Below are 24,719 nucleotides of genomic sequence, written 5' to 3'. Positions count from 1 at the left end.
GTCCCTGCACTATAAAACGATGATCCATAAAAAAGCGAGGGCGCGTTAACGCTGGGTTAACGCCGCCCCCCTGGCACCACTGCATCAAGTAAAGCTGTAGTTGGTGTTCCAGTTCTCTTCCAGGAAACTATTGAGATCCAGGTTCTCGAAGGTAACCAGTGCTTGAGTATCAAATTCAGCACCGATGTCCTCAACGCGGAAAAGTTGAGCGTTGTCTCCACTGGCGTCTTCATTTGCCAGCAGATACACCACATCATCGTCCTCAAGGCCAAGGTCATCAAGCCAGCCAAGATCTGTAAAGCTTTCGGTGGTGAAAACCACAAAGGCTTCATCGATACCCAGGTTTTGCGCACTGCCATAGATATTGAAACCGCTGCCATCCCCGCGCAATGTGGTGAATTCCTCTGCGGTCAATTCAATAAACAGTTCATCAAAACCTGGATCATTGCCTACACGGAAGTCAGTGATCAGCTCTACTTCACCATCAGGCTGGCCAGCGATAATAAAGGTTTTGGAAAGCTGCTCAATACTGCCACCAGGCTCAGCCCCCGGCTGGTGCGTATAGCCGTTTACCGTAAAGGCAAGATTAAGATCCTGTTCGGCATCACCTTCCAATGGGTCATCGATAACAACAATACTGGCGGCATCACTGATAAGAAAATCCGCTGGCGTGCCACCGTTACCCGTGACATTTAGCGTATAGATATTTTCATAGGTATCCTGCACCGTCCAGGATGTTAGTGAAGAGAGCGCCACTTCACTATTGACCGCCCCATCAATCAGGGAAGTTGCCGTCTCAAATAGACGCTCGGCCGCTTTGGCATCCAAAGCACCCGCATTAAAAAATGCCGATGGATCTGTATCCAGCGCATAATTAACAGGAATAGCCCCCCCGCTGAGGAAACGTGCAACCAACTCGCCTAGCGGGTAAGAGACGGTTAAGCCATCCTGATCAAAATTATTGAGCTCACTTAAGGCTTCAAAATCGAGATAGCCAATTTCATCAGTATTCACCCGGACACTGCTCGCACTTAGGACAGCATCGCTGTCTATCGCTGCGATAATATTGGCGGCGCTATCTTCGACGACCCAACTCAACAACGTGCCACGATCCAGCTCATCAGCGTTGGTGGCGTCACCCAAAACCATTTCCACAACCGACAGCAGTTGCTCCGCGTTATCAACAGACAAAGCAGAAGCATTAAATAGCGACTCAGGATCAATTTGATAACTTCCTGGCCTTTCCTCAGTTTGCTCAGGCAGTACACCACCGTCATCTATAAGCGCCAAGGCTTCTTCCAGGCTATATCGCACCTCGACATCATCCAGGTCGACGTTACCTAATACGATGAAAGCTTCGTACTGTTCAGGCGTTAATGCATCCCCTGCGGCAAGGGCCAAGCTGATACTTTCAGCCCCCACGACCCAGGGGTCTGCTTGACCACTCAAGACGTTATCAGGCTGAGCATTTGTGATTGACCAGGTCTGCAATTCTTCAACTGAAATGTCGTTACGGTTCAGAGCCCCATCAACGATAGACTGGGTAGCTGCATAGCGTGCCGCAGCACTCTCCACTCCCTCTAATGCAAAGCTGGGTAGTGAAGACGCATTTGCCTCGATTTCATAGCTGCTCGCAATATTCTGTATTTGTTGCAGTGTCAGGGTCTGGGTGAAAATAAACCTGACAGGTGTATCACCAAGTTCAAAGCCAGGTATTCCATCAAGACGCTGGAAATCGGCAATGGTAAGAATGTCATCAGTCACAGATACCAGTTCGGCGCCTGAGATATAGTCGGGGAATTGAGTGCCATCTCGGGTAGCCAATATGTTGGCTGAACTATCTTCTACCTCCCACTGCAGAACAGCCTCTATAGTGGGAACCGTCGGGTTTGCACCACTTAGTGCTGCCTCGGCATTACTGACCAGCACTTGCGCGCCAGCGGCGGTAAACGTTCCCGCTGTAAAGATATCGCTACCAATGCGATAACCAACGCTATCGTCACCACCATCTCTATCAAGGCTGTCAACTCCCTCCTCGTCGATCACACCAAGCGCTTCCTCAAGGGTATAAAGCACAACAACCGGGGAGGAGGCATAGTCATAATTATCAAGCGCCGTAAGCGCCTGATACTGCGCATAGGTAATTTGCTGATCGGTAATCAGCACGTCATCCGCCAAGGTGACATGCCCCTGGTTTATCGCCTGAATAATATTTTCTGCCGTATCCTCTACGGTCCAGTCAAACAGTGCCTGGACGGTTGCATCACTATTTTCCAGGCCATTGGCAGCGGCCAGTACGGTTCTCACGCTGGCCAGCGCCTCGGCTGCCTCAGTGACAGAAAGCTCTCCGGGCGCATAGGCCGTGGTGTCATCGAGTAGGCTAAAGCGCCCGGTTGGCGCCAACACCCCCACACTCTCGGCTCGCAGTGCATCGTTCATATCGGCGTAGGTAATGTCAGCCGTACTGCCCAGATCAAAGTTATCCAGCCCATTAACCAGCACTTCGTACTGCTCGGCAGTCAGTACTGTTTCCGTTACCTGAACACTTTCCGCAAGGCGTATGCCATCCGGCAGATCAGCGCCAATCTGCGCTTGAATATGGGTATAGCTATCCAGCACGCTCCAGCGATAGAGAGTTGCCAGTTCAACGGTATTTTCTGCACCATCGATTAATGCTTGAACCGTTGCCAAATCCGCTATCGCACTTTCAACCGTCAACGGTTCCGGGGTGAACTGCACGCTTTCATTAATGGCGTACTCGCTCTCCAGCTCCTGCGCTCCCAGGTCATACGCCTGCTCAAGGGTATATTCGACCCACTCACCGGAACGTTCATAGTTGGCTAAATTCTTCAGCTGCAGGAATTGTTCAATCGTTACCCGCGGATTATTAACATTAATCAGGTCTGCGCGTGCAAGGTGGGCTTCATCGCTCGCGTTGAGCACATTCGTAACACTATCCACAATGGTCCAATTAAAGAGTGTATCCGCGTCCAGCTGTTCTACATTGCCAGCCCCCGCCACAACATCATCGACACGCTCCAAGTTGGTACGCGAAGTATCGACCGATAACTCTCCAGCATCGTACACATCATTGGTAAGTATATAATTTTCAGCCAGATCAATCTGAGTAGCCACCGCTCCTTCGAGGGTGTAACTCACAACGGTATCGGCAAGTGAAAAGTTTTCCAGCCCCTGTAGCGCTTCATACTGAGCCTGAACAATCTGCGTTTCGGTAACGCGCACCTGATCTGCAAGGGTCACATGGTCGGCTGAAACGTCTGCAATAATCGTGTCCGCGTTATCGACCACCCTCCAGCTCAATGGTAGGTTCTCACGCAGCTCTGCACTGTTTTCGGCATTAGCGACTAACCCAGCCACCTGTGTATAGGCTTCGCGCGCTTCTGCTACGGTGACTTCACCAGCCTCCAGAATGGCATCCACGTTGATGGCATAGTTATTTAGCAAAGTATTGGAATCATCCGCCGCCATGGCTTCGGCCAGCGTATATTCGACTGTTTCCCCCGTCCGTACATAGTTACTCTCAAGGCCAATAAGGGCCTGATACTGCGCCAGCGTAATCAACTCATTGCTGACATTGACGACATCGGCACCCAGCATGTGAGAAACATCACCAGCAGCCAGAATCGCCTCCGCGGTATCCAGCACGGACCAGTTGAAAAGTTCATCCGCGCTGGGAGTTTGTGGATTAAGTGCATCTGCCAAAATACGTTCAACTGCCGCCAGCATATCCTCAGCGTCTGCCACACTGACACTGCCCGCATTGAATGGGGTTTCTGTATCAATCTCGTAATTGGCAGCAAGCGAATCTGAGCTAACCGCTTGTTCCAGGGTATAGCGAACAATGGTGGTGCCCAGCTCAAAGTTCTCAAGTGAGTTCAGTTGATCAAACTGAGCAGAGGTGATAACGCGGTTATTCACCGACACTTGGTTCGCTTCAATCACATGAGCCTGGCCAAGATCAGCGATAATGGCCTCCGCCGTATCGCGGATTTCCCAAACAAATAGCGTCAGCGGTGGCTGGTTGTTAGCCCCTTCTAGCACTCGGCTAACATCAGCAAAGTCGGTTTCTGCCTGGGCCACGGTCACCGTGCCCGCATTTAACACTTCCTGAAGGTCAATAATGTAGTTGCTGGCTAAAGGATCGGCATCCAGCGCTTCGGCAAGTGTGTAATCCACCTCGGTATCGCCGAGCACGAAGTTAACCAACGCATTGAGCTGCACAAACTGGGCGGGCGTGATGACCGCTTCCGTTACGCTAATGCTATTGGCTTCCGCAATTTGCGGGCGTGCTGCAGGCGTACCCAAAATCGTGTCAAGGCTATCGACAATATTCCACTCTAATAGCAGGTCGCGAGTGAGGTTATCGTTGTCGGTATTCTGGGCCAGATCCAGCAGTGCGCGCGTATTGTCGATTAGCTCAGCGGCTTCTCGTACGGTGAGATCTCCGGCTGAAAACTGAGCGCTAGGGTTTAGCGTATAGTTGGCAGGCATCTCATTGGTGGCGAGCGCCTCTTCAAGCGTATACGGAACAACCGTACTGCCCAAATCGAAATTATCTAACGTATTAAGGTCCGCAAACTGATCAGGACGAATAGTGGCATTCGTGAGTGTGACGCTCTGCGCACCAACCACCTCTGGGCGACCCAGACCACCACTTACCAATACGTCCTCAGCGTCAGCACGAACAGACCATGTATAGATATCGCCCAGGGCAATAGGCACAGTCGCAACATCAAAATCGCCCGCCAGTAACGTTTCGACCAGCGCCAATTGATTACCAGCAGCCGTTAGCCCTAATGTTCCAGCGGCAAACAGCTGATCCGGGTTAATCAAATATTGCGCAGGCAGCTCACCGTTTTGCGCAAGATCAACGGCTTCCTGAAGCGTCAGATAAGGGATATCCGCGCGGATAGCAATCGTATCTGAGAGGTCACTAGCTTGATCCTGCGCCTCTTGCTGAGCATCACGTAACGGATTACTCGCACCATCTCGATAAGCATCAAGATTTAACCCATCGCCAGCCTGATCGATAGCATCCAGGGCCTGCTTGACCTGCCCCGCAATTGAGGGCAACCCCAATGCATCCGCCATTTCCTGATTCGTCAGCGCACGCTCATCCTCGCTTGCCTGATTGAAAGCAGCGCCCAGAAGTGACAGTGCATCGGCATGACTGATCCCTGCAGTTGCAGCCATCGCCAGCAGGCTGGCTACCTTAACACCGGCAATTAACAGATCAATATTCGCAGCATCATCACTGAGAGGGTCAGTGGTCATTAAGTCAAGGCGGCTATCAAGCCCCAACGCCGTTTTAATGGCTGTTTGTGCGGCACTGTCATCCACCTCGAACTGCTCGGCAAGCTGCACCATCATCGTGGTTAACGGGGTAATAACCGTGGAGCCATCCGGGGCCCGCAACACACCGGTAAAAGGCAACCCCGTGGAGATATCAATACCACCGGTGGCCGTAATAATACCGCTGCCCTGTAAGCCTGAGAAAAAGCCAGTGCCGTCCGTGGTGACACTGTTAGCGTCAAACTCACGCGTCACAGTAGCACCGGAGATATAGCCATCAATAACATAGCCGCTGATGGTAGCAGGGCCAGCATCACCTCCGCCGCCGCCTCCACCGCCACCCGCTGCCGCCGCACCTACCGCCACAGCTCCACCGGCAATATAGAGCCACGGTGGAATATCAGCGAATGAGCTCACCGGGGCACTACTGCTTGTACTGGCCGAGCTGGCGCCGGATACAGCAGGTGAAAAAGAAGCGCTGGGTACAAACAGTAAATGGCCAAAATCAGCGCTATCCGCCACACCAGACTGCAACGCATTACTGGGGCTAATGAGCAGCATATCGCCCTGCTGCACAACCGCTCCCCGCACCAGGACCATCTGCGAACCGTCTGGACGGGTAATGAGCACGCTGTCATCCGCCATCAGCTCCCAGGTTTCAACCTCGGGAAGCTGGCTCAGCGGTACAAGCAGCCCACTATCATTGCCCAGTGCTTCCATCAGCGCTGTCATGTCCACGACGACACGCCCACCTTCGAGTGCAACATCCGCCGCAGCCAAATCGATGCGGTAGCCATTATTCATCAGCAGGGTCAGGCTACCGTCGGGCATACGAATAACTTCTGCCACGCCTTGCAGGTCATTAATGGCTACTTTTTGGTCAGCAAATGCCTGCTGAGCCATCAACGGCAACACAAGGGTTGCCGCCATGCCTGTGCTTTTCAGTGCTTTTTGGTTTTTTGCCATCCAGCGGCGCACAAACGCCACACGCGCCTGGGGATCAGCCGGTATTTCTATGCGCGCCACATCGCCCCGGGTATTGGCCAGGACCTGCCAGGCATCCTGGGAGTCTACGCTGCTGACCCTAACGCCACTGAGCAAGTGGCCACTGACCACTCCAGGCTGTGTCGACTTGAGCATATCGGCTGATGATATCGCCATTGAGCACATCTCCCCTTAAGGTTCTCAGGCGCTGCACGCCTGATATTTTTATTTCTGATCGGCATTCATTGCCTTTTGCGCCCCAGCAGTGAAAGGGAGGCAACTAGAAAAATAGCCTTAAGTATTCCATAAAGAAGCAGGAAATAAACCCGAAAAAAGAGCGCTTAATGACCGGTGACAAAGCATTAGATATGCAGGACGGCACACATACCGACATTAGGGAGGGTGGCATAACAAACAAGGGCCAGGCGATAAACGCCAAGCCCTTGATATATATGGTGCCGGTGGCCAGACTCGAACTGGCACACCCGTAAAGGCGGCGGATTTTGAATCCGCTGCGTCTACCAATTCCGCCACACCGGCAATGGCTGGGCATTATACGGAGATAACCCCACAGGTCAATCACATCGACTGACTTTATCCATCTAAAGCGCTATCCTATGCCGCCTGTTTGCAACACTGACAAGAGCGTCCCCCATGCAGCGCGCGGATTTTCATTTTGAGCTACCCGACGAGCTAATTGCTCGCTACCCTTCCGAGCAGCGTAGCGACTGCCGCCTGCTGTGCGTGGATGGTCAAAGCGGTGCACTTGAGCATCGCCGCTTTCCGGATTTGCTAGCGCTGTTGGAGCCGGGAGACCTGCTGGTATTCAACGACACACGCGTCATACCAGCACGCCTGCACGGCCATAAGGCCAGCGGTGGCAAAGTGGAAATGCTGCTTGAGCGGCCACTGGATAGCCACAGGGGGTTAGCCCATATTCGTTCGAGCAAGTCTCCAAAGCCCGGTACAGAGTTAATTTTTGAGGGAGATATTCACGCGGTGGTTGAAGGCCGCCGTGATGCGCTTTTCGAGTTGCGCTTTTTAGGCGACACCCCAATGATTGCGCTATTGGAAGAGCATGGCCACATGCCACTCCCGCCCTATATTACCCGGGAAGATGGGCTCAGTGACCGCGAGCGGTATCAAACGGTATACGCCCGCCGTGACGGAGCAGTAGCCGCCCCGACCGCCGGGCTTCACTTTGACCAGCCATTGCTGGATGCCTTGCAAGATAAGGGAGTAAACAGCGCCTTTGTCACATTGCACGTAGGTGCAGGAACCTTTCAACCCGTACGGGTGGATAACATTCTTGAGCATCACATGCACAGCGAATGGATTGAGGTGACTGACGCCACCTGCCAGCAGGTTCGCGCTACACGGGCCGCAGGCAAGCGTGTTATTGCCGTCGGCACCACTAGTGTGCGCTGTTTAGAGAGCGCCTGTGTGAAGAGCGGCGATGGGCAGATGGTCCCTTACAGTGGCGATACCGATATTTTTATCTACCCCGGCTATGAGTGGCGTTGTGTGGACGCGCTGATTACCAACTTTCACCTGCCAGAATCAACGCTGTTGATGCTGGTATCCGCATTTGCTGGCTACGACCACATAATGCACGCCTATCGCACGGCGGTGAACGAACACTACGCCTTCTTTAGTTATGGCGATGCCATGCTGCTTACCCGCTAGACGGCGACAGGCTACGCATGCCAACTGATTTCCAAACGAGTTATTTTGATGCGAAACGAATGTTTTATGCGCTTTGAGCGCCTGGCTGAAGATGGCCGTGCCCGGCGGGGCCGTCTCCACTTTCCCCGTGGCACGGTAGAAACGCCAGCCTTTATGCCAGTGGGCACCTATGGCACAGTGAAAGGCATGACGCCCGATTCAGTCAAAGAGATCGGCGCGGAGATTATTCTCGGTAATACCTTCCATCTCTGGTTACGCCCAGGCACCGATGTGATCAAAACCCATGGCGACTTGCATGATTTTGCACAGTGGGACAAACCTATTCTCACTGACTCCGGCGGCTTCCAGGTCTTCTCCCTGGGCGAAATGCGCAAAATCACTGAGCAGGGTGTGCACTTCCGTTCACCGGTGGATGGCAGCAAAGTCTTTATGGGTCCGGAAGAGTCCATGGCTGTGCAGCGCTCGTTGGGGTCAGACGTGGTGATGATTTTTGACGAGTGCACGCCCTACCCAGCCACCTTTGAAGAAGCGGAAAAATCCATGGAGCTGTCGCTGCGCTGGGCCAGGCGCTCACGCGATGCCCATGGTGACTCACCGTCCGCATTGTTTGGTATCATTCAGGGCGGGATGCACCCTGAGCTACGCGAGCGCTCGCTGAAAGGGCTACTGGAGATCGGCTTTGATGGCTTGGCGATTGGCGGGCTCTCCGTCGGCGAGCCCAAAGAGGAGATGATCAAGGTGCTCGATTACCTCCCCACCTGGATGCCCGACGAAACCCCGCGCTATCTGATGGGCGTTGGAAAGCCGGAAGACCTGGTGGAAGGCGTGCGTAGAGGGGTCGATATGTTTGATTGCGTGATGCCTACCCGCAATGCCCGTAATGGCCATCTGTTCACTTCAGACGGCACAGTGAAGATTCGCAACGCCAGGTATCGCTTCGACACTCGGCCTCTGGACGAAGAGTGCGACTGCTACACCTGCCAGAATTTCTCGCGTGGCTATTTGCACCACCTTGATCGTTGCAACGAGATGCTTGGCTCCATGCTCAATACCATCCACAACTTACGCTACTACCAGCGGGTGATGGCTGATTTGCGCGCGGCAATCGAAGCGGGTACATTGACGACCTTTGTGGAAGGCTTCTACGCCCAGCGTGGCCTGCCAGTGCCTCCCCTAGCGAATTAATTGCCGTCCGTTGACTGGCGGGCGGTTTTAAACGGTTCACCCATTGAGTGTTCTAACCCAGGAGTTCTCTGCAATGCTGGATTTCTTCATCTCACCAGCCCATGCCCAAGAAGCCGCTGCCGGCGGTGGCATCGCGCAAATCGTTATGCTGGTCGGCTTCGTGCTGATTTTCTACTTTCTGCTGTGGCGCCCCCAGGCGAAACGTGCAAAACAACACAAGCAGTTGGTAACCAGCTTAGCCAAAGGCGACGAAGTCGTGATCGGCGGCGGGCTCGTTGGTCGCATAACCAAAGTGAGCGATGAGTTTTTGACCCTTGAAGTGTCAGAAGGCACCGAAGTAAACGTGCAAAAAAATGCCGTGGCTGCCGTATTACCCAAGGGTACTATTAAGTCCATCTAACTCCTGCACTTGCCCCTGCCGAATCAGTGCCAGCCACCCCGGCAGGGGTGACATGGTAGCTACGATGGTGAACGTTGCTGTACATGGGCTGTCCGTGTACAGCAATTCCGTATGTAATTGAAGGCAGGGCTTGCATGCTCAACCGTTACCCCCTGTGGAAGTATCTGTTGATACTGGTCATCCTGGTGGTTGGCCTTATCTATTCACTTCCCAATTTATTTCCCGCAGATCCCGCTATCCAGGTCAGCAACGCTCAGGGCGATGCGCTGGATGAGCGCCAGTTGACCCGTGTTGAAGAAGCATTGGCCGAAAATGGCATCGCAATCAAAGAGATTGAGCAGGATAATGGCCAGTGGCTAATTCGCCTGCAGAGTGATGATGACCAGCTCAATGCCAGGGATATCGCCACCGATGTACTTGGCACCGATGCAACCGTCGCGCTCAACCTTGCGGAAGCCACGCCAAGCTGGCTACAGGCGTTCTCTGCCTCTCCGATGACACTGGGACTGGATCTTCGCGGTGGTGTTCACTTCCTGCTTGAAGTGGATATGGAAGCCGCGCTTACCCAGCGGCTGGAAGTCAATGCCAGCGCCATGCGCGAGCTGTTACGTGGTGAGCGTATTCGTTACCGCAATACGGAAGTGGCAGACCGCTCGCTCTCGATTGACTTCGCCAGTACCGAAGACCGTGATACAGCGCGCCGCTTGATTAGTCGTGATTTCCCCGACTTTGACTACAGCAGCGAAGGCGATGGCAGAACCGCCCGTCTGGTCTTGTCATTAAGCGATCAAACGGTCAACGAGATTCAGGACTACGCCGTTAATCAAAACTTGACGACGTTGCGCAACCGCGTGGATGAGCTTGGTGTTGCCGAGCCGATGGTTCAGCGCCAGGGGCCCAGCCAGATTGTGGTTGAACTGCCAGGCATTCAGGATACCGTCGCGGCAAAACGTATTGTCGGCGCAACGGCCAACCTGGAATTCCGCCTGGAAGCGCGTAACGACACCCCGGATGCCGAAACTGAGCGCCACACCTTCCGCAATGATCCCTCACGCTCAGCTGAATTGATGCGCGATGTGATTATTACCGGTGATAGCGTTTCAAGCGCCAGCCATAGTTTTGATGAAAACGGCCGCCCCCAGGTTAATATCAACCTGGATGGCACGGGGGGTACGCTGATGAACCGCGCCACACGCACCAATATCGGGCGCAATATGGCGGTGCTGTTTATCGAGCACAAAAGCGAGGATAGCGTGGCGATTGACCCGGAAACGGGCGAAGAAATCATCGTACGCGAACCCTATGTCGAGCGTGGGCTTATCAGTCTTGCCACCATACAAAGTGCCTTGGGCAATAGTTTCCGCATTACAGGACTCGATTCTCCAACGGAAGCGGCCGAACTGGCACTTCTGCTGCGTTCTGGTTCATTGGCGGCACCGATTTACTTTGTTCAGGAGCGCACGATTGGCCCCAGCCTGGGCGCAGAAAACATTGAGCGCGGTTTGATGTCTGTTCAGGTTGGCCTGTTACTGGTCGTGTTGTTTATGCTGGTGCGCTACAAGGTGTTTGGCATATTTGCCAACATTGCACTTGCACTCAACCTGACACTGCTCGTTGCGGTGATGTCGATGCTTGGCGCCACCCTGACGCTCCCAGGCATTGCCGGTATCGTCTTGACCCTGGGGATGGCTGTTGATGCCAACGTATTGATTTTCGAACGAATACGTGAAGAGTTACGCAACGGCATGTCGATACATCAAGCGATCTTCGCAGGCTATGAGCGGGCCTTTACCTCCATCGTGGATGCCAACATTACCACGCTACTTGTCGCCGTGATTCTGTTCTCCATTGGTACCGGACCGGTCAAAGGTTTCGCCGTCACGCTATCAATCGGCATTTTGACGTCAATGTTCACCGCTCTGATGGTGACACGCGCCATGGTTAATCTGACCTATGGCAAAAGACCTGTCAAAAAGCTGTGGATATGAAACCCGCGCTCAGCCCAGAATTTAAGAGGTGGTAATGAAATCTATATCACACCTGCGAATCGACTTCATGGGACGGCGCAATATTGCGTTCATGATCTCAGCGGTAATGCTTATTGTGTCGATTGGCTCCATTATATTCCAGCAGCTAAACCTGGGGCTGGACTTCACCGGTGGTACGCTGATCGAAGTGCGCTATGGCGCCGCGCCGTCACTTGATGCTATCCGCCAGTTGCTCGAAAACAGCGGATTCCAGGATGTATCGGTGCAAACATTTGGAGCTTCAACAGAAGTCCTTATTCGTTTGCAGCAAGCATTTGACCCCGAGGTAGGGAACGAAGTCGTTAACCTGCTTCGCGCCGATGGCGATGATGTTAACCTGGTTCGCGCCGAGTTTGTTGGCTCCCAAGTAGGGGATCAACTACGCGACCAAAGCGGCCTGGGGCTGTTGGTCGCCCTCGGTGTCGTCATGGTCTATGTAGCATTTCGCTTCCAGTATAAGTTTGCTATCGGAGCCGTGTTGGCCCAGCTCCACGATGTCATCATTGTGGTGGGGGTCTTCTCTCTCTTCCAGCTTGACTTCGACCTGACCGTCCTGGCAGCGGTATTGGCAGTGATTGGCTACTCATTGAACGATACGATTGTTGTCTATGACCGTATTCGGGAAATGATCCGAACATCGCGCATTGACAATATGTCGCAAATTTTCAACGAAGCCATCAACGCCACTCTCTCACGTACACTCGCTACCTCTGGCACTACCATATTGGTCCTGTTAGCCCTGCTGGTGCTGGGTGGCGATATGATTGAAAACTTTGCCATTGCGCTCCTGGTAGGCATTGTGGTGGGCACCTTCTCCTCTATCTACATTTCAGGTGCCCTGCTGATTCCTCTCAAACTTTCGCGGGAGGACCTCATTCCCACCAAGAAAGTATCCGAGGACGAGGAAGAAGAGCTGCCTTAAAAAAGCCTCGCACTACACGCAAGCAAATGCCCCGGCCTTCATCGGCAGGGGCATTTTTATACCTTGCAGCAGTGCCGCCTACGTTAGGTCAGTAACCGCTTTAGGCTGTTGGCAACCACTAATGCAGCATTGGTGACAAGTTGGACAGGTACTCGCTCATCCGCCCGGTGACCATTGGCATCCAACGGGTTACGTGGACCAGCCCCGTACATAATCGTGGGCACACCAGCCTCACTGTAATGACGTGCATCGGTATAAAGCGGCATGGCACCAACACCTACTGGTTCTCCTAACACCTTTTGCGCCTCAACGGCAAACATCTCAGCCAGCTGCTCTGAAACAGGTGTCGAGGTAAAGGGTTTAGCCAGTAGGCGCTGAGTCACATTCAGACGAATGCCGCTATGGCTTGAGGCGGCCTCAATCAGCGCACGCAGCTCCTGCTCTACCGCTTCCGGCGACTCCTCCGGAATAATCCGACGGTCAATAGTCAAGGACACCCGGTCTGGCACAACATTCGTATTGATGCCCCCCTCAATCGTTCCAATCACCAGTGAAGGAGAATCCACCCCAGGATACTCCGACACCCGCTCTTTGAGGGTTTCCCGATAACGATATAAAGCACTCAGAACCGGCAGACTCGCTTCAATAGCATCGATACCGGTATGGTGCCATGCCGCGTGGGCAGAGCGGCCCTCAATGGCCACCTCCAGATGTAAGCAACCATTGTGTGCGGTGATTACCTGATACGAAAACGCAGCACAAACTGCATAGTCCGGCTGGGAAATCCCTTCTGACAACAGCCATGCCGGGCCAGTAAAACCGCCGGTTTCCTCATCATAGGTAAAATGCAGCTCAACACATCCAGCCGCTAACTCCCCTGTTTCAATTAATGCCTTGAGTGCATAGGCATAGGTAACGAAGTCACTTTTCGATACGGCGGCGCCACGTCCATACAGCCAGCCCTGTTCAATCTCGCCCCCATAGGGGTCTTTGCTCCAGCCACCACCGGCCGGTACGACATCTCCATGTGCATTCAATGCGACGGTCGGCCCAGAGCCAAAGCGATGTCTTACCACCAGGTTCATCACCTTCTGAAGACCGTACTGCCGACATATCGCATCCGGCACAGGATGCTGCTCCACCTCAAACCCCATCTGCTCAAGCAGTTCAGTAGCACGTAGCGCGTGGGCAACCCCATCGCCGGGAGGGTTATCGGAAGGCACCTGCACCAACTGCTGCAACATACTGACTTGCTCATCAGCGCGACGATCAAGCCATGTCTTTAGCTCATCCATTTACTCGCTCCTTAGCAGCATCCCAAGCGATCACGATAGAAAGCCGCTACGTGCTGCTCGATCGCAGGCCAGGCGTTATGCAGGTCAGAACGCTGGTGTAAGGCGTGGCGATACATATTACGCAACTCAATATGCACGGCCTCCAGGTCCAGCGTTATCAGCTTGCCTTGCTCGACAATGGGGCGCCCACCTACAACAAGGCTATCAAGATGGCGGCGTGTCGCTCGCGCAAACAGAAGGTCTTCACTGTTCACTGGCAGTAGATCGTCGACGTTTAGCTTTTCAAGATCCAGTGTCATCCAGTCTGCATCATCCCCCTGTTCCAGTAGGGCAAATCGCTCACGCCCCAAAGAAGCACGCCCCGTTGTGGTGGCAGCGGTCAGCATACGGGTACGTATTGCATCATCGGCATAACCGGGTTGAGCATGGAGTAGCGTGTTAAGCCTAATTTCTCTCAGTGCATCGTCATCTTCATCAAGAGCACAACCATCAATACCCATTGCCACCTTACAACCAGCTTTCCACATCGCTGACACTGGCGCATGCCCTGAGCGTAAATGCAGATTCGAACTGGTATTAATCGCAATCGTGGCACCCGAGGCAGCAATTAACTCAAGTTCATCAGGACGCGCCCAAACACAATGAGCTAGCGTTAAACGAGGTGATAACAGGCCTATATCGTGCAGGTAGCGAACAATGCCTTCGGGAAATTGTTTATCAGCCCACTCCCTCTGGTAGCGCGTTTCAAGCAGGTGCATATGAACCCGGCGGCCAGTCAGTGCGGATGCTGCTGCAATTTCGCGCAGCAATGCATCAGAGCACCACTGAACTCCCGTCGGCCCAAACTGGATATTCACCCCTAGATCGTCCACTGCACCCGCCACCTCCTCAACTTGTTTAAGCTGCTCTTTAGGCGTCAGTGTGGGCAGTCTGAAGTATCGCTCAACGACGCTTCGCTCCTCAGCACTAAGCTGGGTCGTTATCGCTGTCTGGTCACCATAGACCAGCGGATTTTGATCGCGCATCCCCACTGCAAACGTTAAGCGTATTCCTACAGCGTTTGCGGCCTTGGATACCTTTGTGACTTCATCCACTAAGGTATCCAGCCCTTGCGGACGGGTGCAGTGCATCATGACAGCAGCACACCCGCCTTCTGCTGCGCGTCCAAAAGCAGCACAAGCCGCAAGGTAAGGGTCAACAGAAGGCATGACAGCAAGACGCAGCAACCATGTTTCCAAAGGTTTTCCAGCGGCTCCAAACGAGCTGGTAGATAAAGGGCGTCCATGATCATGGGCGTTTGAGAGTGCCGGTAATGCTAATAAACGGCCTGGAGACTGAGATGATTGAGCGGCTGAATGCTCCACGTCAGTAATGACACCGCCGTTAACACTAACAGCGCAGGGGCCATCCAACTGAAAACGGCTGCCGCGTATCGCGGCAGCAAACCTATAATGTGTCATAAATACTTCTCGCCTACACGGCCTGTTTATTAGCCGCGATTTAACGTTCATTAGAGGAAGTTATAGCGTTCTCTCATCCAGAGGCGGCAAAAACTCAGCAGTGTAAACGTCAGCGACGGAAGGGGTACGCGGCAGCTCGTAAAGCTCCACGATGGTGTCAATCGAGCGCGCGAGTCGCTCTTCGTCAAGCGCGCCCATACCCAATGCCATAGATTCATCGGAAATAATCACATTATCGAGCGCAAACTGAAGTCGCTGCGTTTCCGCTTCACCATCCAGAAACCCTTCTATCTCAATCAGCGCTGCTATACCCGCTTGTGGATCATCGATAACATCTTGAACAGCGCGGTTAATGGCACGCACAAGCCCAGCGACTGCCTCTGGTTGCTCCTCTATCATGGAGCGCGAAACCATCACACCATTAGAGTAGACTTCGACACCATAATCACCGTAGGGAAACCAGCGATACTCTGTATCCGGATCGTGTCCCTGCGATACCAGGTTCATATAGCTGGTGACATTAAAGACCAGCGACCCATCGACATCCCCACGATTGATTAGTTGTTCCTGGAGATTGGGTGCCACGTTAGTGATTTCGACGTTTTCAAGATTGATACCGGCCGCTTCAGCAAACGCAGGGAAAAGTCGTGTCGAGGCACTGCCAGCAGGGGCGCCAAGTGTCGAACCTTCAATATCTTCAATACGTTGGATAGGTCCATCTGCCTTGGTTAACAGTGCAAAGGGAGGCTGGTTGTAAATCTGATACACCATGACCGGGGTTTGTTCAGGCCGTTCCGCAGCATTCTGGATAATCGCATTGATATCGCCAAACCCCGCATCGTAAGCCCCCGACATAATTCGGCTCACCGTAGCGGCAGACCCATCCCCCTGATCAATACGGACATCCAGCCCCTCCTCCTCAAAATAGCCTCTCTCCTGAGCCAAGAAGTACCACGCGTGCACCCCCTGAAAGCTCCAATCCAGCGTAAAGTCGATTCTTGTTACATCGGCTTTGGCCACTAATGGCGCAAACGTGCACGCCAGCAATAAACAGTGAATTGATTTGAAAAATTTCATGTAAAGCTCCTTTAGTAGGATGATTTAAGCCGCTGGCAGCTCCGATTTGCGCATCGCCCAGCCGGTTACCTTGCGTTCAATCAGTGAGAAGATGAGATAAAGCGTGACGCCCAGAATGGCGAGCAGAAATAGCCCTGAGAATACGAGGGGAACATCAAAGCTGGAGGTGGCGATCATCATGACATTGCCGATGCCACGGTTGGAGGCAATGGTTTCGGCCAGCACCGTACCCACAAAGGCCAGTGTGATAGCCACTTTCAGCGAGGCGAAGAAATACGGCATGGCGCGTGGAATCCCCACGTTCCACAGAATTTCACGCTTTTTAGCCCCCAGGGATTTGAGTACATCCTCCAGTTCCGGCTCGGTCGTCGCCAATCCCGTCGCCACATTCACCACTACCGGAAAAATACAAATAACGAAGGAAGTCAGGACGGCAGGTACCGTGCCGCTGCCGAACCAAAGTACAAAGATAGGTACAACAGCCACTTTGGGGATGGATGAAAAACCAACTAACAGTGGGTAGGCGGTATCGTAGGCCACTTTTGAAGAGCCAACGATAGCGCCCAGTAGCATGCCTACCGTCACCCCCATGGCAAAACCCGTTAGTGTTGTGCTTAACGTTTGAATGACGTGGGGCAGTAGCTGGGGAAAACGGGCGATCAAGGTGTCCATCACCTGAGAGGGTCTGGGCAGCACAATCTCAGGCACGCCGAACAGCAGGCAAATCAGCTCCCAAGCCACGAAAAACCCTAGAATCAGCGCAGCGGCTGCAACCTTTTGGCGCATTTTATCTACGAACTCCATGGGAATCCTCCTAGGCAGCATCCGGCCGGGTATGAGTGATCAGTTCACGCAGTTGCTGCGTTAACTGTACAAAGTCCTGCTCGTAGGTCATCGAAATGGTGCGCGGCCTTGGCAGATGAACACGCTGATCATCAATAATCTTGCCGGGTCGTGGGCTCATCACGCAGATACGGGTGCCTAAATAGGCCGCTTCCCTCAGGTCGTGGGTTACCAGCAGCACAGTGGGTTTGCTCTCCAACCACAGGTTTTGCAGGATTCCCCAGAGTTCCTCACGAGTGAACTGGTCCAAAGCACCAAAGGGTTCATCAAGGAGCAGCAATTCTGGATCATGGATCAAGGCACGGCATAGGGATGCTCGCTGCAACATCCCCCCAGAGAGTTGCCAGGGCTGTTTGTCGCCAAAGCCCTTTAGGCCCACCTTTTCCAGCAGTGCTTCCGCGCGATCTCTGAACTCGCCTTTACGCGCCTGACGGTAGCGAGAGCGAAAGGGTGGCACGATTTTAAGCGGCAACATGACGTTGTCGCGTACGCTGAGCCAGGGCAGCATGGTAGGGTTTTGAAAGGCCATGCCCACCCCCACACGCTTGGCCCCTACTTCACGCCCACCGACATGCACATTCCCTGATGAGGGTGCCAGCAAGTCGCTCACCAGTTTGAGAATGGTGGACTTGCCACAGCCGGATGGCCCCACCAAAGCAACGAACTCCCCCTGTTCAACCTTCAGATCAGTGGGCGCAAGCGCCTGAGTGGTTTTTTTGCCACGCCCATAAATAACCTCTGCACCTTCCAGCTTGATGGCTTCCCGGCCTTGTCCATCCTGCTGCTGATCCATTGCGGCAGCTGTCTGACGAGTATCCACGGACATGGTTAACATGACGTTAGCTCTCCTTGTTGGATGGGTACCTTAGCCACTTCGGCAGCCAGTGTTTTGTCACTGTTGGCGAGTGTGGGGACAGGCATCTGCTGAACACGCTTCACCGAAAGACCACTGCCTTTTGCGTCGGTTTGCAGGGTTTGGTCACGCATCACAAAACGGCCACGTACCAGGGTATGTATCGGTAGTCCCTGGATAGACCAGCCATGAAAGGGCGTAGCGCGGGCCCGGTGGGAGTGAAGCGCCTGCTGGTCAATCACTTCACGGCGTTCGAGGTCCACGATGGCAATATCAGCATCAGCCCCCACCACCAGAGCCCCTTTACGGGGATAAAGCCCCCAGGCCTTGGCCGGTGCAACGGCGCTGAGCCGAACGTACTCTTGAAGGGAGATTCGCCCCTCACTAACCGCCGTCAGCATCAGCGGCATCTGGGTTTCAACGCCAGGGAAGCCACAATCCGCTTCCCAAATAACCTCCTTATACTGTTCGTCCGGGGTATGGGGGGCATGATCAGTGGCAATCATATCCACAGTGCCGTCACGCACAGCCTCCCAGAGTGCCGCACTATCGCTGGCATCCCGAATGGGTGGGTTAACGCGCATTAAACTGCCCAGCGAGGCATAGTCGCTTGTGTCCATCATCAAGTAGTGTGGGCAGGTCTCGCTGGTGATATCCACACCGCGCTGCTTGGCCTCACGCATTGGCCGCAGCTCCGCTGCCGATGAAACGTGTAATACATGGATACGGGCACCCGTCCACTCCGCCAGAATCGCCGCACGGGACACCGCCTCCACCGCCACGACATCAGGGCGTGCCGCCACATGAGCCAGTGCATCATTTCGGCCAGCCTTGCGTAAACGTTCATAGCGCCATGCCATGATGGAGGCGGTTTCCGCATGGAGAGAGGTACGTAATCCATACGGCGCTACCCGTTCGAAAGCTTCCAGCATTGCCCCTGTTGAGGGTGATGGAAGGTTACCGAAGGTATTGCCCATAAAACATTTGAAGCCAATAACACCGCTTTCTGCCAATGCCTCAAGTTGATCGACATTATCTTCCGCCATCAGACCATAGATACCGAAGTCGACATAGGCTTGCTGCTCAGCGAGCGCCAGTTTATCGGCAAAGGCATCAGGTGTTGCAGTTGGCGGGTTGGTATTGGGCATATCAAAGACAGTGGTAACACCTCCCATCGCTGCGGCAGCGGTGCCGCTCTCCCAGGTTTCCTTATGGGTGTAACCTGGTTCGCGAAAATGGACGTGTACATCAATGGCGCCAGGCAACAAGTGCAGTCCTTTGGCATCAAGTACCTCTTTGGCAGGTGGCATACCGCTCTCTTCACCAACCGCGACGATCTTCCCGTCGCGAATGGCTAACGCGGCTTGCTGGGTCATTTCGTGGCTAACGATCTGACCATTGATAATCACGAGATCTGCTTGACTCATAACTCTGCTCCTTTAAAGCGCGGCCCAGCCGCCATCCACGGGTAAGTCGGCACCGGTAATCTGGCGTGAACGGTCACTGGCCATAAACAGGCAAGCGTCGGCAACATCCTGGGCGGTGGAAATACGTTGCAGGGCATAATCCTCTGCATGCTTTTGGGCAGCCTCTGCTTCGCTGATGCCCAGCTTTGCCGCCATATCCGGACACACCTTGGTGCGAAAACGCTGTCCATCGACCATACCCGGCGCAACAATATTGATGTTGATGTTGTAGGGGCCTGCTTCGAGGGCCATGCTTTTGGTAATCCCCCGAAGCCCCCATTTGGATGCGGAGTAGGCCATCCGTCCCGCTTTTCCTCGCATGCCAAAGGTACCGCCAACGTTGACGATCTTGCCGCTACGCCGCGCCATCATGCCCGGCAGTACAGCACGCATGGTGTTGAAACAGCCCGCCATATTGAGACGCACAATCTCATCGAACTCCTTAAAGGTGGTCTCAGCCCCCGACTTGCCTACCGGCCCTGAACCTCCCGCCACATTAACGAGTACATCGGGTGTGTCGCCAAAGGCTTCCTGGATATGGGCCATCGCCTGCTCACACTGTTCAGCCTGTGTGATATCGCAAGCTACCAGCACCACATCAACACCCTGCTCACGCAGCTCCTGCTCCAATCCTGATACCGCTTGGGTGTCTCTGGCCAGCAGCGCCAGCCTTGCCCCTTCGTCAGCAAAGGCACGGGTGATGGCCTCTCCCATTCCTTTTGCCGGCCCTGTGATAGCCACAATTTTGCTGGTTAGCATCAAATCCATGACGTTTTCCTTATTCGTATAGGGAGTAAATGCGTTCTTCTTCAGGCGGAAGGAAATCGGCATTAAAAACCGTCTCCAGGGCAGGGGTATGCTCAAGGCCATAGGCGGCGACCACGATATCGATGGCTTCCCTCATGCGGGTCTCGTCGATATTGCCAAGCCCGACATCCGCCAGTTCAGGATGATTCATCTCATCCTCAATGGTGGCTGCCAGACGCGCGGTCTCGACGTCCCGGTTGATCAGTGGCTCCTGGGCCATGACAGCATCCATACCCGCTTCAGGGTCGGCCAGCACATCGGCCACGCCACGGTTAATCGCCCGAACGAGCCCCTGGACCGCCTCTGGATTCTCATCAGCCAGTTGGCGCGAGACGATCAACGCATTGGAGTAGAGGTCCATGCCATAGTCGCCGTAGCGGATAAAGTGCAAACGCTCATCAGGGTCAATACCTGCCAGCATGGCGTTAAAGCGCACCGTATTAACAAAACCAAAGACGGCATCGACCTGACCACGGTTGAGCATCTGTTCGCGTAGTCGGGGCTCAATATTCATCACCTCGATGCTGTCAGTGTCGATTCCGGCCAGCGAAGCGAAGGCAGGAAACAGACGTAATGCCCCATCGTTGGCAGGGCCAGCAATGGTTTTCCCTTCAAGGTCGGCTGGCTCGTGAATATCACTGTCGGTGGTCACCGCAATAGTGAAAGGGGGGCGCGTATAGAGCATATAGACGCCCACCGGAGCATCATCGGGGTTATTCGAAGCGTAATTGATCAACGCGTTGATATCGCCAAACCCAACATCGTAGGCACCGGATGCAACGCTACCCACGGCGGCCCCCGAGCCGGAACCTTGATCAATCCTTATATCCAGCCCCTCCTCGGCAAAATATCCTCTCTCCTGTGCCAGGAAGAACCAGGCTTGTGGCCCCTGGTAAGACCAGTTCAGTACCATCCGCAAAGGGGTATCGGCGTAAGCCGGGGATAGCCAACAGATAGTGGTCAACAGTACCAACATGGCCCGCCGCCAGGCAGACACCTTGAAAAACGTTGTTAGTAAGTGCATGGAAAAACCTCCCGCGAAAAAGAGTGAGAAGAACACAGGGCTAGCCAGCAAGTGAGCAACCTGATGCTGTAAACCCATACAGTTGTCGAATCAACGTCAATGCTGCCTGACGTGACGCATCAGGCGACGGTGTTGCCACCGCCTCTTCCATGAGCACAACGTTGTAACCAAGAAAGGAGGCATCCTGGAGCGTTGCCATAACGCAACGCTCCGTGTTGATGCCAGCGAAAAGAAGAGTGGTCACATCCAGTCGACGAAGAATGGCATCCAGTTCGGTATGCCAAAATCCACTGAAGCGGCTTTTGTGCACGACGATGTCATCCGTGGCAGGTGCCAGCTCATCAACAGCCGCCGCCCCCCACTCATTGCGCACCAAAATGGAATGCCCAGACGTAGCGCGATCACCGTACCCTGGGCGCTCGCCAAACCGGTTGCCAAACATAAGCTGACCCGTACTCAGCTCTAACGTGTCGGCCCGTACTCCCCAGTGCAGATGAATCACCGGCACCTTGCGTTGCCGGGCACTGGCCATTAACCCTGCCAGATGGGGAATAATCTCTCTTGCATAAGCAATATCGGTGCCGCTGGTGGCAAACCAGCCATCGGGATGGCAAAAGTCGTTCTGCATATCCACGACCACCAGTGCACTCCTTGCCAGATCAATGGAAACCGGACAAGGGTCGGCTGCCAGGGTAAGCACGTTTGGTGCAGGTACTTCCCTGACCAGCGATACCGTGGATGGCCTTGCATGGGATGGTGAGTATTGGGGGATCATGGACGGCCTCCTTGATGACTGTCTTCAGACTAGCCCCGTTATTGCGATGATATCTATTGCTAAAAAATTCGGATAGTGTTCTAAAAAACTCAACGCTGGAGAAAACCATGAAGCATCTTCGCCTCTTCGAGTATATCGATGCCGTCGTCAGAGCCGGTTCAATCCGGCGCGCCTCCGAAGCGCTTTACATCACCCCCTCGGCTCTGGATCGGCGCATACAGCAGATAGAGGAAGAGCTGGGCACACAAATTTTTGAGCGCCACTCCAAAGGCATGCGCTTGACCGCCGCTGGGGAGATATTTCTGGATTATGTGCGCCGCCACATGGCGGACCTGGAACGGGTACGGTCAGAAATTGAGGGGCTTAAAGGGCTGCGTAAAGGGCATGTATCTCTAGTGGCCAGCCAGGCGTTGGCACTTAAGTTTTTACCTGAGCAAATCCGGTTGTTTCGGGAACGCCACCCAGGGGTTTCATTTACTATTCGTATTGCCGATCGCGGTGAGGCCCTGAAGGCTTTGATGGCTTTCGAGGCAGATCTTGCTGTTGTGGTATTCCCCAAGATGAGCTCGGAGGTATTACAACTGATCATGGTGGCCCAACCCGTGGTTGCACTCATGTCGGTGCACCACCCGCTGGCGACTCAACCTACCGTTCGGCTGAGTGAATGCTTGAATTATCCATTAGTGCTGCCGGACGCCTCACTGGGAGTGCGGGAGCTGTTAAGCCCCATTCTGGTGCGGCGTACCCACAAAGCCCAGATCAGTGCCGAAACCAACTCCTTTGAGTTGATGCGGGGGTTACTACAGGACCATCGCAGTGTTGGCTTTCAAATTGCCATTGGCACTCCCGACATTACTCAGGAGAGTTCGATTATCTCGCGCCCCATTGATGAGCGCGATGTGCCCACCGCCCCACTGATTTGTGCTCAATTACGAGGGCGCACCCTCTCCGTTGCCGCCGCACGCTTCGCCGACCAGCTTACCCAGCACCTGGATCAGATGGACATTACGTCATAGCGCTGAAGAAGCGCTAGGGTGAGGGTAGCCACTTGGGTACATCCGTGGGTTGATAGTGCTTAAGCCCTTCCAGCAATCGTTGGGGCTCGCTTTCCACCACGATCGAATGACGGTGTGCAGGGGGCAGGAAACGTTCGGTGATCATATGATCAATAAACGCCATAAAGGGGTCGAAGAAGCCATTGACGTTAAACAATCCAAGTGGCTTTTGGATTTCTCCGAGCTGATTCAATGTCCACACTTCCATGAACTCTTCCAGGGTGCCGATTCCACCGGGCAACGCAATAAACGCGTCCGACAGTTCAGCCATGCGCCCTTTACGCTCGCGCATGGTGGCAACCACTTCATGCTCCTGTAACCTGGGATGAAGGTGCCCCTTCGCATATAAGCGCTGCGTAATCACACCATGGGCATGACCCTGGCCTTCCAGTAACGCATCAGCCAGCACTCCCATCAGCCCCTTATGGGTACCGCCATATACCAGCTTGATACGGCTAGCAGCAAAACTGGCACCCAGTTCGGCTGCTCCACTGGCATAAACAGACGAACCACCTGTGTTAGAGCCACAAAAGACGGCAATGGCAGATAGTTGGTGCATACATCTTTTCCCGTTAATTATATTAGGGGGTCATCAGAGCGCTGAAACGCCGACAAATCAAGCCTACAACGTAAAACGCCCTGCCGATACCGGCAGGGCGTTGCGTACATCACATTTTGTGCCTCAGCACATTAAAAATGCGGTGCCAGCTGTTTAATCAAGGCTTTATAAAGGCGCGGCCCCGCGGCCATCAGCAGCCCTTCCGCTTTAACGCTCGGCTGACCATCCGGGGTTCCCATTAGCGCCCCTGCTTCTTTTAAAAACAGGGTACCCACCTGCATATCCTGCTCTTCAAGACCGAGCACAAAGACGCTATCCACGCGGCCAGTCGCCAGCTCACACATATCCAGCAGACCACAGCCGGTTGCCAGCAGCGTCTCCACCTGAGGGGCCAGCTGCTGGGTAATGGTCAGGTAGGCAGGTAAGTGACGGGGACGCAGCCAGGACTCCGGCAAGCTCATAGCGATACGAGTACCTGCAACAGCAGTGGGTTTACTCACCCGCATGCGCTTATCGTTATGCTGCGCGCCGCGCCCACGACTGGCAATATATTCGTCATCACCAAAAGGCGAGACCACTATTGCGTGTTCGGGGCGACCTTTAACAAGACACACCACTGAGAGTGCAAAGCCTTTTCCAGCCACTGCCAGGTTCGAGTAACCATGAAGTGGTTCAATCTTCCAAATGGTCTCTGCACCTTCGCCTTCACCCGCCTTATGGGGAGTATAGCGGCCGGCATGGCCATGGTGAGGGTAACCACGCTCCAACTGTTGAACAATTGTTGCCTCAGCCTTGCGGGCGGTATCTTCCAGCAGACGATCGAGGTTAAATTCTTCATGGGCGTTTTCAATACGCTCACGGACACGTAAAAAATGCTCAACAGCGCTACGCGCGGCGCGCAGCGTAAATTGGACCATCGGATTCATGATCGGGCCTTGTCACAGTGATGTTAAAGAACGGTGGGCAGCGACGGACTGCCTTTGGCGCG

Annotated in this window: 18 protein-coding genes and 1 tRNA gene; 6 read left to right on the top strand and 13 right to left on the bottom strand. The window is 54.0% G+C overall.

From position 1 onward, the window contains the following. Nucleotides 1-84 precede the first annotated feature (84 nt). Both HP566_RS11650 and HP566_RS11645 read right to left on the bottom strand, forming a co-directional pair. Nucleotides 85-6,474: a calcium-binding protein gene (locus HP566_RS11650; RefSeq protein ID WP_249977433.1), complete on the bottom strand. Its 6,390-nt coding sequence runs from the start codon at nt 6,472-6,474 to the stop codon at nt 85-87. A gap of 276 nt (nt 6,475-6,750) precedes the next feature. Next, nucleotides 6,751-6,837 (bottom strand) — tRNA-Leu (locus HP566_RS11645). Nucleotides 6,838-6,951: 114 nt separating this feature from the next. Between HP566_RS11645 and queA the strand changes: the two genes are divergently transcribed. The 5 genes from queA (at nt 6,952) to secF (ending at nt 12,517) form a co-directional block, all read left to right on the top strand. Continuing rightward, on the top strand, nt 6,952-7,983 hold the full coding sequence (gene queA / locus HP566_RS11640) for a tRNA preQ1(34) S-adenosylmethionine ribosyltransferase-isomerase QueA (protein WP_249977432.1): 1,032 nt from the start codon (nt 6,952-6,954) through the stop codon (nt 7,981-7,983). Between the two features lie 66 nt (nt 7,984-8,049). Then, nucleotides 8,050-9,168, top strand: coding sequence for a tRNA guanosine(34) transglycosylase Tgt (tgt, locus tag HP566_RS11635; RefSeq protein ID WP_425348191.1), 1,119 nt, complete (start codon nt 8,050-8,052; stop codon nt 9,166-9,168). 73 nt (nt 9,169-9,241) lie between these two features. Beyond that, on the top strand, nt 9,242-9,568 hold the full coding sequence (yajC, locus tag HP566_RS11630) for a preprotein translocase subunit YajC (protein ID WP_249977430.1): 327 nt from the start codon (nt 9,242-9,244) through the stop codon (nt 9,566-9,568). Between the two features lie 134 nt (nt 9,569-9,702). Next, entirely contained in the window at nt 9,703-11,556 is a 1,854-nt protein-coding gene (secD, locus tag HP566_RS11625; RefSeq protein WP_249977429.1) for a protein translocase subunit SecD, read from the top strand. A gap of 34 nt (nt 11,557-11,590) precedes the next feature. Then, entirely contained in the window at nt 11,591-12,517 is a 927-nt protein-coding gene (gene secF, locus HP566_RS11620) for a protein translocase subunit SecF (RefSeq protein ID WP_249977428.1), read from the top strand. 83 nt (nt 12,518-12,600) lie between these two features. On the opposite strand, the gene HP566_RS11615 is transcribed toward secF, so the two are convergent. The 9 genes from HP566_RS11615 to HP566_RS11575 are packed head-to-tail and all read right to left on the bottom strand — an operon-like array spanning nt 12,601 to nt 22,117. Next, a complete protein-coding gene (locus HP566_RS11615; protein ID WP_249977427.1) occupies nt 12,601-13,812 on the bottom strand; it encodes a M20/M25/M40 family metallo-hydrolase in 1,212 nt (403 codons plus the stop codon). A gap of 11 nt (nt 13,813-13,823) precedes the next feature. After that, nucleotides 13,824-15,272, bottom strand: a complete 1,449-nt coding sequence (locus tag HP566_RS11610) for an amidohydrolase family protein (RefSeq protein ID WP_249977426.1) — start codon at nt 15,270-15,272, stop codon at nt 13,824-13,826. A gap of 60 nt (nt 15,273-15,332) precedes the next feature. After that, nucleotides 15,333-16,349 (bottom strand): ABC transporter substrate-binding protein, encoded by a 1,017-nt coding sequence (locus tag HP566_RS11605; protein WP_249977425.1) that lies wholly within the window; start codon nt 16,347-16,349, stop codon nt 15,333-15,335. A gap of 24 nt (nt 16,350-16,373) precedes the next feature. Continuing rightward, nucleotides 16,374-17,153, bottom strand: a complete 780-nt coding sequence (locus tag HP566_RS11600) for an ABC transporter permease (RefSeq protein WP_249977424.1) — start codon at nt 17,151-17,153, stop codon at nt 16,374-16,376. Between the two features lie 10 nt (nt 17,154-17,163). Further along, nucleotides 17,164-18,027, bottom strand: a complete 864-nt coding sequence (locus HP566_RS11595; RefSeq protein ID WP_249977423.1) for an ABC transporter ATP-binding protein — start codon at nt 18,025-18,027, stop codon at nt 17,164-17,166. Then, the gene (gene allB / locus HP566_RS11590) at nt 18,021-19,472 is read right to left on the bottom strand and encodes an allantoinase AllB (protein ID WP_249977422.1); all 1,452 of its coding nucleotides are present in this window, start codon (nt 19,470-19,472) and stop codon (nt 18,021-18,023) included. The genes HP566_RS11595 and allB overlap by 7 nt, the downstream gene beginning before the upstream one ends. 12 nt (nt 19,473-19,484) lie before the next feature. Beyond that, the gene (locus HP566_RS11585) at nt 19,485-20,279 is read right to left on the bottom strand and encodes an SDR family NAD(P)-dependent oxidoreductase (RefSeq protein WP_249977421.1); all 795 of its coding nucleotides are present in this window, start codon (nt 20,277-20,279) and stop codon (nt 19,485-19,487) included. 10 nt (nt 20,280-20,289) lie between these two features. Then, on the bottom strand, nt 20,290-21,342 hold the full coding sequence (locus HP566_RS11580; RefSeq protein ID WP_249977420.1) for an ABC transporter substrate-binding protein: 1,053 nt from the start codon (nt 21,340-21,342) through the stop codon (nt 20,290-20,292). A 40-nt stretch (nt 21,343-21,382) separates the two neighbouring features. After that, entirely contained in the window at nt 21,383-22,117 is a 735-nt protein-coding gene (locus tag HP566_RS11575; protein WP_249977419.1) for a cysteine hydrolase family protein, read from the bottom strand. A 107-nt stretch (nt 22,118-22,224) separates the two neighbouring features. On the opposite strand from HP566_RS11575, the gene HP566_RS11570 reads away from it, so the two are divergent. After that, the gene (locus tag HP566_RS11570; protein WP_249977418.1) at nt 22,225-23,133 is read left to right on the top strand and encodes a LysR family transcriptional regulator; all 909 of its coding nucleotides are present in this window, start codon (nt 22,225-22,227) and stop codon (nt 23,131-23,133) included. 13 nt (nt 23,134-23,146) lie between these two features. Here the strand turns inward: HP566_RS11570 and HP566_RS11565 are convergent, their stop codons facing one another. Both HP566_RS11565 and HP566_RS11560 read right to left on the bottom strand, forming a co-directional pair. Continuing rightward, the gene (locus HP566_RS11565) at nt 23,147-23,731 is read right to left on the bottom strand and encodes a TIGR00730 family Rossman fold protein (RefSeq protein ID WP_249977417.1); all 585 of its coding nucleotides are present in this window, start codon (nt 23,729-23,731) and stop codon (nt 23,147-23,149) included. A 131-nt stretch (nt 23,732-23,862) separates the two neighbouring features. Continuing rightward, nucleotides 23,863-24,657, bottom strand: coding sequence for an inositol monophosphatase family protein (locus HP566_RS11560; RefSeq protein ID WP_249977416.1), 795 nt, complete (start codon nt 24,655-24,657; stop codon nt 23,863-23,865). Between the last annotated feature and the right edge of the window lie 62 nt (nt 24,658-24,719).

Source organism: Vreelandella olivaria (genome assembly GCF_023507745.1).
Taxonomy (GTDB): domain Bacteria; phylum Pseudomonadota; class Gammaproteobacteria; order Pseudomonadales; family Halomonadaceae; genus Vreelandella; species Vreelandella olivaria_A.
This window is presented reverse-complemented; position numbering and strand designations above follow the sequence as displayed.

Excerpts from the sequence above, each read along its gene's own strand:
- allB (WP_249977422.1), bottom strand. The coding sequence starts at position 19,472 with ATGAGTCAAGCAGATCTCGTGATTATCAATGGTCAGATCGTTAGCCAC.
- HP566_RS11580 (WP_249977420.1), bottom strand. The coding sequence starts at position 21,342 with ATGCACTTACTAACAACGTTTTTCAAGGTGTCTGCCTGGCGGCGGGCC.
- HP566_RS11575 (WP_249977419.1), bottom strand. The coding sequence starts at position 22,117 with ATGATCCCCCAATACTCACCATCCCATGCAAGGCCATCCACGGTATCG.
- yajC (WP_249977430.1), top strand. The coding sequence starts at position 9,242 with ATGCTGGATTTCTTCATCTCACCAGCCCATGCCCAAGAAGCCGCTGCC.
- secF (WP_249977428.1), top strand. The coding sequence starts at position 11,591 with ATGAAATCTATATCACACCTGCGAATCGACTTCATGGGACGGCGCAAT.
- HP566_RS11585 (WP_249977421.1), bottom strand. The coding sequence starts at position 20,279 with ATGGATTTGATGCTAACCAGCAAAATTGTGGCTATCACAGGGCCGGCA.
- HP566_RS11600 (WP_249977424.1), bottom strand. The coding sequence starts at position 17,153 with ATGGAGTTCGTAGATAAAATGCGCCAAAAGGTTGCAGCCGCTGCGCTG.
- HP566_RS11595 (WP_249977423.1), bottom strand. The coding sequence starts at position 18,027 with ATGTTAACCATGTCCGTGGATACTCGTCAGACAGCTGCCGCAATGGAT.
- HP566_RS11570 (WP_249977418.1), top strand. The coding sequence starts at position 22,225 with ATGAAGCATCTTCGCCTCTTCGAGTATATCGATGCCGTCGTCAGAGCC.
- queA (WP_249977432.1), top strand. The coding sequence starts at position 6,952 with ATGCAGCGCGCGGATTTTCATTTTGAGCTACCCGACGAGCTAATTGCT.
- HP566_RS11605 (WP_249977425.1), bottom strand. The coding sequence starts at position 16,349 with ATGAAATTTTTCAAATCAATTCACTGTTTATTGCTGGCGTGCACGTTT.
- HP566_RS11650 (WP_249977433.1), bottom strand. The coding sequence starts at position 6,474 with ATGGCGATATCATCAGCCGATATGCTCAAGTCGACACAGCCTGGAGTG.
- secD (WP_249977429.1), top strand. The coding sequence starts at position 9,703 with ATGCTCAACCGTTACCCCCTGTGGAAGTATCTGTTGATACTGGTCATC.
- HP566_RS11615 (WP_249977427.1), bottom strand. The coding sequence starts at position 13,812 with ATGGATGAGCTAAAGACATGGCTTGATCGTCGCGCTGATGAGCAAGTC.
- tgt (WP_425348191.1), top strand. The coding sequence starts at position 8,050 with ATGCGCTTTGAGCGCCTGGCTGAAGATGGCCGTGCCCGGCGGGGCCGT.
- HP566_RS11565 (WP_249977417.1), bottom strand. The coding sequence starts at position 23,731 with ATGCACCAACTATCTGCCATTGCCGTCTTTTGTGGCTCTAACACAGGT.
- HP566_RS11560 (WP_249977416.1), bottom strand. The coding sequence starts at position 24,657 with ATGAATCCGATGGTCCAATTTACGCTGCGCGCCGCGCGTAGCGCTGTT.
- HP566_RS11610 (WP_249977426.1), bottom strand. The coding sequence starts at position 15,272 with ATGACACATTATAGGTTTGCTGCCGCGATACGCGGCAGCCGTTTTCAG.